At 72.8% G+C, this 9,497-nt stretch carries 7 protein-coding genes; 2 read left to right on the top strand and 5 right to left on the bottom strand.

Features of this window, described 5'->3' with window-relative positions; all coding sequences use genetic code 11:
* On the top strand, positions 1-533 hold a 533-nt coding region (locus Q1K33_RS11765), incomplete at its 5' end, for a hypothetical protein (protein ID WP_300404115.1).
* Between the two features lie 46 nt (positions 534-579).
* On the opposite strand, the gene Q1K33_RS11760 is transcribed toward Q1K33_RS11765, so the two are convergent.
* From Q1K33_RS11760 to typA, 5 genes are all read right to left on the bottom strand, one after another.
* On the bottom strand, positions 580-1,101 hold the full coding sequence (locus tag Q1K33_RS11760; RefSeq protein WP_300404113.1) for a SigE family RNA polymerase sigma factor: 522 nt from the start codon (positions 1,099-1,101) through the stop codon (positions 580-582).
* Positions 1,088-2,431, bottom strand: a complete 1,344-nt coding sequence (locus Q1K33_RS11755) for a hypothetical protein (RefSeq protein WP_300404111.1) — start codon at positions 2,429-2,431, stop codon at positions 1,088-1,090. Before Q1K33_RS11755 ends, Q1K33_RS11760 begins: the two co-directional genes overlap by 14 nt.
* 164 nt (positions 2,432-2,595) lie before the next feature.
* Positions 2,596-3,426: a phosphatase PAP2 family protein gene (locus tag Q1K33_RS11750; RefSeq protein WP_300404109.1), complete on the bottom strand. Its 831-nt coding sequence runs from the start codon at positions 3,424-3,426 to the stop codon at positions 2,596-2,598.
* Positions 3,427-3,484: 58 nt separating this feature from the next.
* Positions 3,485-4,858, bottom strand: a complete 1,374-nt coding sequence (locus Q1K33_RS11745; protein ID WP_300404107.1) for an MFS transporter — start codon at positions 4,856-4,858, stop codon at positions 3,485-3,487.
* A 40-nt stretch (positions 4,859-4,898) separates the two neighbouring features.
* Positions 4,899-6,788 carry a translational GTPase TypA gene (gene typA / locus Q1K33_RS11740; protein ID WP_300404105.1) on the bottom strand — a complete coding sequence of 630 codons (1,890 nt, stop codon included), beginning with the start codon at positions 6,786-6,788 and terminating at the stop codon, positions 4,899-4,901.
* Positions 6,789-6,941: 153 nt separating this feature from the next.
* Between typA and Q1K33_RS11735 the strand changes: the two genes are divergently transcribed.
* Entirely contained in the window at positions 6,942-9,116 is a 2,175-nt protein-coding gene (locus Q1K33_RS11735) for a hypothetical protein (protein WP_300404103.1), read from the top strand.
* The last annotated feature ends 381 nt before the right edge of the window (positions 9,117-9,497 follow it).

The raw sequence follows: 9,497 nt of genomic DNA, 5'->3' as shown, positions 1-9,497 counted from the left end.
CCAGCGGCGCTGCCGTCGCCGGCGGCCTCATCACGGGCAAGGACATCAAGAACGGTTCGGTCACCGGCAAGGACATCAAGAACAAGTCCGTCAAGACCGCCGACCTCTCGAGCAAGACGCTCTCCCAGCTGACGGGCGCCGACGGTCCTCAGGGCGAGCCGGGTCCTCAGGGCGAGCCTGGCCCGCAGGGGGACCCGGGTCTCTCCAGCGTCACCGTGCGGGTCGCCGTCCTCAGCGTCGCCGCCGGGGCGCGGGACTACGCGTTCGCCTCGTGCGAGGCCGGTGAGGTCGCCACCGGGGGCGGGTTCTACTGGGACGCGCAGCCGAGCTCGGACATGTACATCCAGGACCAGGGCGGCACCACCGCCGCGGGGACCGTGCTGACCAGCCCCGGCGTGGCCGTCGGGTGGGGTGTCGAGGCGTTCAACGGGAGCGGGGGCGTGCAGGCCGGCAAGGTCCAGGTGCTGTGTGCCGAGACCGGCGCGGCAACGCCCCTGCGCGGGGGCGACGCGTCGTCCTCGGACGGCCGCTGAGCACCGACCCGGCCGACAGGCGCGGCCCGGTCGGGCCCTGGCGAAGCTAGGCCCGCCCGACCGGGTCCTCGCCGAGCGCCTCCCGCAATCGGGAGAGACCCTCGCGGGCCTGCGACTTCACGGTGCCGACCGCGATGCCCAGGGCCGCGGCGGTCTCCTTCTCGGTGAGGTCGTCGAAGTAGCGCAGCACGATCACCGCCCGTTGGCGCGGCGCGAGGGTGCCCAGCGCCTGCTCGAGGAGCAGCCGGTCGTCGGACTGCTCGGCGCGCGAGCCGGAGCCGACCGCGACGGGCTCGGGGACGATCTCCTGCGGGCTCTCCCGCCACCGGCGGGTGCGCCACCGGGTGACGCTCTCGCGGGCCAGGACCGTGCGCACGTAGGGCTCCGGCCGGTGGGCGATCTTGCTCCAGCGCGGCACCACCTTGGCGAGCGCGACCTGCACGAGGTCCTCGGCGTCGTGGACGTCGCCGACCAGGAGGTACGCCGTGCGCAGCAGCGCGCCGCGGCGGGCCAGGACGAACTCCTCGAAGTCGACCGGTGGCCGGCTCTGCGCCTCAGGCCGCGACACGTCGCCTCCAGCGCAGCAGCGCGATCCCGGCCGCGCCGACGATCGAGAGCAGGCCTGCGATGACCCAGCGGGGGTCGAGCGGGTGCGGCGGATCGACCGCGTCGAGGGTGGGCTCGGAGAGGAGGTCGGTGGCGAGCTGGAAGGAGTTGTCGCCGACCCCGTGCGCGTCGATCAGCGTGACCCGGGTCCCGTCCTCGATGTCGATCAGGTCGACCCGGAGGTCCTGGATGTGGCCCGGTGCGGGGGCGGCGTGGACCGCCACGTGGGTCTTGTCCGACCAACCGATCGCCGCGTAGGTGTGCTTCGAGTCGGGCACGATCGTCGTGGTGCCGTCGGTGCCGGTGACCTGGAGAGTGTTGGGGACGCGGCTGTTGTCGCCGCCGTCACCCGGCAGCGCGACGCGCGTGCCCAGGGCGTCCAGCGCCGTCACGCCCATGAAGCCGAAGCGGTAGCGAAGCCTCTCCTGGGTCCCGGTCCGCGGATCCAGGATCTCCTTGTCCGCCAGGATGCGACCGTCGGCGGCAGTGTCGACGTCGAGCCAACGCTTCGGCAGGGGGCGCTCGAGCACCAGGTCGTCGTCGACCGACCAGAGATACCACCGGATCGACGTGCCCTGACCCTTGCCCAACGGCGTCCCCGCAGCCTCGTCGCCGACCCTGTAGTCGCCGTACCCCACCGCCAGGGTGGCGTCGTCGACCCACACGAGGTCGTCGACCATCAGCCCGTGCTCGGACTCGATCGAGGCCCGCGCCGTCTCACCCGTCTCCGCGTCGTGGATCGCGAGTCCGGACGCGGGCGGCGAGCCGTCCTCGTAGCTGTTGGGCGTCCCCGTGATCGGCCCAGGGCTCCAGTACGCCACCTTCCGCCCGTCGGGCGACAGCGTGCCGCCCTCGGCACGGTCCGGCAGGTCGACGAAGCGGTACTCCCCGGTCGTGGCCGAGATGCCGACCAAACCATCCTCGGAGCGGCCGAGCAGGTCCTTGCGCTGGGCCGGGATCAGCACCGCCAGTCGGCCCAGCGGGCCCTCGTCGTCGGTCCCGGCCAGCCACGGGCTCACCTCGAAGAACCGGTCCGGCAGTCCGGCCGGTGCGTTGCTGCCCGCCGGGGCGATCACCGTGTCGCGCTGCGCGAACGCCGTACCGCCCAGGCCGGCCAGCAGCGCCAGCGCGACGACCACGATCGCCGCGGTCCCGATCCGTCGCCGCCGCCGGAAGCCCAGCCCCCGCTGCCAGGCGGCCGCGGGCGCGCTCAGGTCGGTCGCCAGGGCGTCGTGGGCGCCGAGGTCGGCCAGGGCGCCGAGGCGGTCGCGCAGGTCAGCAGGGGTGGTCATCGCGTCTCCTTCGCAGACGATACGTAGGTACGCATCGAGGGCGTCCGAAGGAGGGGTCGGACCGGCGATGATGTCGAACGGGTCAGCCGGGGGTCGCCGCGGCCGGGCACGTCACCGGGTTTCGTCTCGCCCAGCGCGAGCTCGTGCCTCGCTCGCGGGCTCGCTCAACCTTCGCCCGCCACGCCGGTCCGCTCGTGCCTCGCGGCACGGCTGCGGACTCGCTCAACCTTCGCCCGCCACGCCGGTCCGCTCGTGCCTCGCGGCACGGCTGCGGACTCGCTCGACCTTCCCGCGGCACGCCGGTTCGCTCGGGCCTCGCGACCCGGCTGCGGCCTCGGAGGATCGGGGTCGAAGGCCCGGATCGTCAGGATGATCGCGACCAGCAGCACCCAGCCGAAGATGACGCCGCCGACGATGTCGGTGAACCAGTGCTGCGCGAGCCGGGCGCGAGCGTAGGCCTCGACCAGGCCGAGCACGCCGACGACCGAGAACAGCAGGACCGTCGTACGACGGGAGGTCCGCGCGTAGTGGACGACCAGGAACGCCGCGACCCCGAGCACCACGATGAGCCGCTGGCAGCCGCCGGAGGGGTAGTTGCCGATCGGTGTCCCGATCAGGCTGATCAGGTCCTGGTCGCGGTCGATGATCTTGGCCAGCACGCGCTGGCTCCAGCGCCCGACGATCCACGCCAGCGGGCAGACGACCAGCGGGATCCACCAGCGCCAGCCCTTGGCGAAGAACCACGTCGCGAGGCCGAGCGCGAGGACGGCGGTCCAGATCTGGGTCTGCGGGACGTTGCCCATCTTGGTGATGGTCTCCACGACGTCGGTCCAGCCGGTGTTGCCGGCGCGGATCGTGGCGTCGTAGACCGGCTCGTCGACGCTGCCCTGCAGTGCCTCGGCGAGGAAGCCGAGCAGCAGGCCGATCACGTTGGCCGCCAGCACGGTGACGACGCCGGTCAGCAGACCGCTGCGCCACCGGAAATCCTTGAACATGACGCCCCCCAGCGCTGTCGTGGAGGTCGCATCGTACCGGGTCCGGCGCTCGCCACGCCTACGGCGAGGCCACCCCACGCGGATCCCGGACCGACGCGGCGACGGCGGCCGCGAGACAGAGCCCGGCGAGGGTGAGCAGCGCGGCGACCAGGGCGGCGCCGTCGCCGCCGTACACCTGGAGGAGCACGACGCTGATCGCCGAGCCGGTGGCGAAGCCGAGGTAGCGCAGCAGCTGGTTGAGGGCGAGCGCCGAGCCGGTCTCGCTGTCGGGCACGTGCGGCACGATCAGGCCGGCCAGCGACGAGAACGAGAAGCCGCTGCCCAGCCCGCCCACGGCCATCGCGACCAGGAGCAGCCACAGGTGCTCGTGCTGCCAGGCGAGCAGGGCCAGGGACGCCGCGAACGACGAGCACCCGAGGGGCAGCAGGAACCGGCCGCCCCAGCGACGCTCGACGCGGCGGGCGGCCTGGCTGCCGACGACGCTGGCCACGGAGTAGGGCACGAGCACGAGGCCGGCGACCGCGACACCGAGGCCGAGCCCGAATCCCGCCGAGCCGTCGGCGCGCACGACCACCACCGCCAGGCTGAGCAGTCCGTACATGCCCACGCCGAGCACGAGGGCGACCAGGTGCGGTCCCACGACACCGGGCCTCGCGGCCAGGCGCAGGTCGACCAGGGGCTGAGGTCGGCGCAGGCTCCACCAGCCCCAGACGACGAGCGCGGCGACGCCGAGCAGGGCCAGCACCACGACGGGAGACGAGGTCCAGCCCCAGGTCTCTCCCTGGCTCACGACGAGCAGCACGGACAGGGTGCCGGTGGTCAGCAGTGCCGCGCCGGTCAGGTCGACCGGTTGCGCCGCGACGTCGAGATCGGCTGGTACGTCGCGCAGCGCGCGCAGCAGGGTGACCAGGACGAGGACCGAGCCGAAGACGTAGGCGCCGTGCAGGCCGGCGTACGCCGCGATCAGGGAGGTCACCGGGTAGCCGAGGCCGGCTCCGGCGACCGTGGTCACCGACAGCAGCGCCAGGACGCGCGTCTGCTCGACACCGCGGTAGGCGTCGCGGGCGATCGCGAGCACGAGCGGCACCAGCGCGAGGCCGACGCCCTGGAGGGCCCGGCCGAGCACGAGCGGAAGGTAGCCCAGGGGCAACGCCGCCAGGAGGGTGCCGAGCAGCACCACCGCGATGCCGGCGAGCACGGCCGGGCGACGCCGCCTGCCGCTGCCGAGGCGCCCGAGCACGGGGGTCGCGACCGCACCGGCGAGCAGCGTGGAGGTCAGCGCCCACTGCGCCGCGGTGACCGAGACGTCGTACTGCTCGGCGATGCTCGGGACCAGCGGCGCACCCAGGCTGCTGACCACCGCAGCCACGGTGGTCACCAGCGCCAGAGTGGTCAGGCGGGCGCGGTTGCGGCGAGCCGCGCGGTCAAGCACCGGCCTGCCGCTCGACGTCCCCGGGAGCCAGGATCGCGGGCTACTTGCCGCCCTTGCGGACCCGGCTGGCGGTCTTGGCGCGCTCGTTGGCGTCCAGGACGACCTTGCGGATCCGCACCATCTCCGGGGTGACCTCGACGCACTCGTCGTCGCGGCAGAACTCCAGGCACTGCTCCAACGACAGCTTGCGCGGCGGGATCAGCTTCTCGAAGTTGTCGGAGGTCGCGGACCGGATGTTGGTCTGCTGCTTCTCCTTGGTGATGTTGACGTCCATGTCGTCGGCGCGGGAGTTCTCGCCGATGATCATGCCCTCGTAGACCTCGGTCGTCGGGTCGAGGAACATCGTCCCGCGCTCCTGCAGGTTGGTCATCGCGTACGCCGTCGCCGCGCCCTTGCGGTCGGCGACGAGCGAGCCGTTGACCCGCGAGCGGATCTCGCCGGCCCAGGGCTCGTAGCCCTCGGAGATGCCGTGCGCGATGCCGGTGCCGCGGGTGTCGGTGAGGAACTCGGTGCGGAAGCCGATCAGGCCACGCGCCGGCACCATGAACTCCATCCGCACCCAGCCGGTGCCGTGGTTGGTCATCTGCTCCATCCGGCCCTTGCGGCTGGCGAGCAGCTCGGTGATCGTGCCGAGGTACTCCTCGGGGGCGTCGATCGTCAGGCGCTCGAACGGCTCGTGGAGCTTGCCGTCGACCTCCTTGGTGACGACCTGCGGCTTGCCGACGGTGAGCTCGAAGCCCTCGCGACGCATCTGCTCGACGAGGATCGCCAGCGCCAGCTCGCCACGGCCCTGGACCTCCCAGGCGTCGGGGCGCTCGGTGGGGAGCACGCGCAGCGACACGTTGCCGATGAGCTCGGCGTCGAGGCGGTCCTTGACCAGGCGGGCGGTGACCTTGGAGCCCTTGACCCGGCCGACCAGGGGCGAGGTGTTGGTGCCGATGGTCATCGAGATGGCCGGCTCGTCGACGTGGATCAGCGGCAGGGCGATGGGGTTCTCGACGTCGGCGAGGGTCTCGCCGATCGTGATCTCCGGGATGCCCGCGATGGCGACGATGTCGCCGGGGCCGGCGGACTCACCGGGCTTGCGCTCGAGGCCCTCGGTGACGAGGAGCTCGGTGATCTTGACGTTCTTGACGTCGCCGTTGCGCTGCATCCAGGCGACCTGCTGACCCTTCTTCAGGGTGCCCTGGTGCACCCGCACCAGCGCGAGCCGGCCGAGGAAGGGGGAGGCGTCGAGGTTGGTGACGTGCGCCTGCAGCGGTGCGCCCTCGTCGTACGTCGGCGCCGGGATGGTGTCGAGGATCGTCTGGAAGAGCGGCTCGAGGCTGTCGCCGTCGGGCATCGAGGCGTTCTCGGGCTGCTCGAGGCTGGCGATGCCGGCGCGGCCCGAGGCGTAGACGACCGGGAAGTCGAGCGCGTCCTGGCTGTGGGACTCGTCGAGCAGGTCCATGAAGAGCTCGTAGGTCTCGTCGACGACCTCGGCGATGCGCGCGTCGCCACGGTCGGTCTTGTTGACGACCAGGATCACCGGCATGTCGGCGTTGAGCGCCTTGCGCAGCACGAAGCGGGTCTGGGGGAGCGGACCCTCCGAGGCGTCGACCAGCAGCACGATGCCGTCGACCATGGACAGCCCACGCTCGACCTCGCCACCGAAGTCGGCGTGGCCGGGGGTGTCGATGATGTTGATGACCATCGGCTCGCCGCCGGCGGCCGGTCCCTCGTAGTGCACCGCGGTGTTCTTGGCGAGGATCGTGATGCCCTTCTCGCGCTCCAGGTCGCCGGAGTCCATGACCCGGTCGGCCACGCTCTCGGCCTGGTGCTCGGTGAAGGCGCCGGCCTGGCGCAGCATGGCGTCGACCAGGGTGGTCTTGCCGTGGTCGACGTGGGCGACGATCGCGACGTTGCGCAGGTCGGAACGGAGGGTAGGCATGAACGTACGACGTCGCTTTCGCTGGGGATCAGGGGTGAAGATCAGGGCCCGAAAGGCCTCCGCGAGTCTACTGGCGCGGGCGGGGAGGGCCCGCATCGGCGCTCTTCTGCCCATTTCGACCCGCGGCGCACGTCACACGCCTAGCCTGATCCGGTGCGATCGACTGTGGGGTGGATCGTCGGGCTGACGCTGCTCGCGGCGGGCCTGACGCCTGTCGGCGCGCCCGCACCCGCGACCGCCGCCACCTCGGTCGCGGCCGTCCGTGCGACGTCTGCCGCAGCGTCGGCCCCGCTGGGCAGCGCGCGACCGATCTCGATCGCCGTCGACTCCCGGGGCACGTCGTACGTCGGGTACGCCCGCGGTGGCGCGTTGGCCCGGGTCACCGACGCGGGCAAGCGGCGCAGCACGGTGGCGATCGACCAGGACGGCCCGGTCATCGGCCTCGAGGCGGACAGCCGCGACCGGGTCTGGGTCGTCGACAACGACTCCATCACCCGGCTCCGCAGCGACGGCACCCTGCTGCGTCGCATCGACCGGGTCGCCCCCGACATGTGCGCGGACGACGCGAAGAGCTCCTCGCGCGTATTCGGCGGCCTGGCGGTCGGGCCGTCGGCGCTGTACGTCGCGAGTCGCTGCAGCGCCGTCGTCGAGGTCTACGACAAGAGCAGCGGCGACGGCGTCGCTCAGGTGCGGCTGCCCGGCGGACAGCGCGCCCGCGGACTCGCCTACGGGCGCACCACCGGCGGAAAGACGGGCCGCCTCTTCGTCGCGGTCCCCGGCGCGGCCGCCGTCCTCACCTACGCCGCCGACAACCTGCGCGACGGCTCCAGCCCGGCCAGGCGGACCGCGATCACCCGCCCCGGCAGGGGGAAGAAGCCGACTCCGACCGGCCTGGCCGTGGACGGCGCCGGCAACCTGACGGTCTCCGACGCCCGCAACCACGCGATCTACCTCTACAGCACCGGCAACCGCTACCAGCGCTACCGCGTGCTCGGACATCCCGCACGGGCAGGCAGCAGCGACGGCTACCTGGACGCCCCGGCCGATCTCGCCCAGCACGCTCGTGACGGCGGCGGTCTCTCCGGCAACCTGTTCATCGCCGACACCCGCAACGGTCGCGTCCAGCGCTGGGACTCCGGCGGCGGCTACACGTTCTGGGCGACCGAGCTGCGCGCGCCCACCCCCGGCACCGGCGAACCGGACGAACCGACAGACCCCGACCCGCCGTCGACCACCGGCGCCCCGCGCAACACGACACCCCCGAGGATCACCGACAGCGCCGCGAGCACCGATGGGTCGCCCCTCGTGTGCAACCCCGGCACCTGGACCGGAGGCACCGCCAGCTACGCCTACCGCTGGCTGCGTGACGGTGTCGTCCGCCCGGGCGTGAGCGGGTCGTCGTACGACCTGGTAGCAGCCGACGACGGCACCGAGATCACCTGTCGGGTCACCGCGACCAACGCCGTCGGGTCGACGTCGGTGACCAGCGACCCGTGGTACGTCGGCACCCCGACCGCGCCGGTCAGTGCCACGCCCCCGACCATCACCGGCACGCCGAAGCGCGACAACACGCTGCTCTGCTCGACCGGCTCCTGGACCGGCACGCCGAGCCCCCGCTTCTCCTACGTGTGGCTGCGCGACTCCGTCCAGGTCGCCGACACCCCGTCCTACCGCGTGCGCTCCGCCGACCTGGGCGCCTCGCTGTCGTGCACCGTCATCGCCACCAACCAGGCCGGGTCCGCCTCGGCGACCTCGGCAGCGGTCGTCCCCGAGGGTGTCGGCTCGGGGGAGGACCCGACGGCCGGTCCCTGCGCCGGCACGCCCCGCGTGCAGATCGCCGGTGGAGCCGCCCGGACCGGGTCGGCCTCGGTCACCCTGCGGGTCGTGGCTCCCGTCGACGCGACCGGGATCGAGGCGAGCAACGCGGCCTCCTTCGCCGCGGCCCGGCCCCTCGCGCTCTCCGCGTCGTGCACCGCGGCGTGGACGCTGGCCGCACCGGCGAGTGACTCCACCCCGGCGACCGTCTACGTCCGCTGGGTCGGCGGGACGTCGGCGGGGCAGGTGGTCAGCGACCGGATCCGCTTCGACCGCACCGCGCCACGGGTCACCAGCGCGAAGGTCAGGTACGCCAAGAGGAAGTGGCGCCTGCGGGTGCGGGCCTCGGACGTCTCGTCCCTGGCCACGGTCCAGTACGCGTCGGGGCGCACCAACCACGGCACCACCACGCGCTACCGCAAGAACCTCAAGGTCGCCTCGCCCGGCACGGCCCGCTGGGTGCGGGTCACCGACCGGTTCGGCAATCGCGGTGGCTGGGTCCGTACGTCGTAGGGCTCACCAGGCGGGAGAGGCCGACCTGCTCGACGAGTCAGTCGGCCAGGTCGATCTGACGCGCTCCGCCGCTGGAGACGGCAAGCAGGACGGCCGCAGGGACGCCATCGTGCTCGACGAGCGTCACCACCGCCCACGACCGCGGGTTCGTTCTCCACCGGCGGGGCGTGCTCAACCTTCGCTGACCACGGCCCCGCTCGTTCCTCGCGGGGCGGTGGGCGTTCGGCGTGCGGGGTTTCGTCGTGCCCGTCGCGGGTTCGTCCCTCACCCGCGGGGCGTGCTCAACCTTCGCTGACCACGGCCGCGCTCGTTCCTCGCGGGGCGGTGGGCGTTCGGCGTGCGGGGTTTCGTCGTGCCCGTCGCGGGTTCGTCCCTCACCCG

It is taken from the genome of Nocardioides sp. (genome assembly GCF_029937575.1).
Taxonomy (GTDB): domain Bacteria; phylum Actinomycetota; class Actinomycetes; order Propionibacteriales; family Nocardioidaceae; genus Nocardioides.
The sequence above is the reverse complement of the archived record's forward strand: the minus strand, read 5'-3'. Positions and strand labels throughout refer to the sequence as shown.

Excerpts from the sequence above, each read along its gene's own strand:
- Q1K33_RS11755 (WP_300404111.1), bottom strand. The coding sequence starts at position 2,431 with ATGACCACCCCTGCTGACCTGCGCGACCGCCTCGGCGCCCTGGCCGAC.
- Q1K33_RS11750 (WP_300404109.1), bottom strand. The coding sequence starts at position 3,426 with ATGTTCAAGGATTTCCGGTGGCGCAGCGGTCTGCTGACCGGCGTCGTC.
- typA (WP_300404105.1), bottom strand. The coding sequence starts at position 6,788 with ATGCCTACCCTCCGTTCCGACCTGCGCAACGTCGCGATCGTCGCCCAC.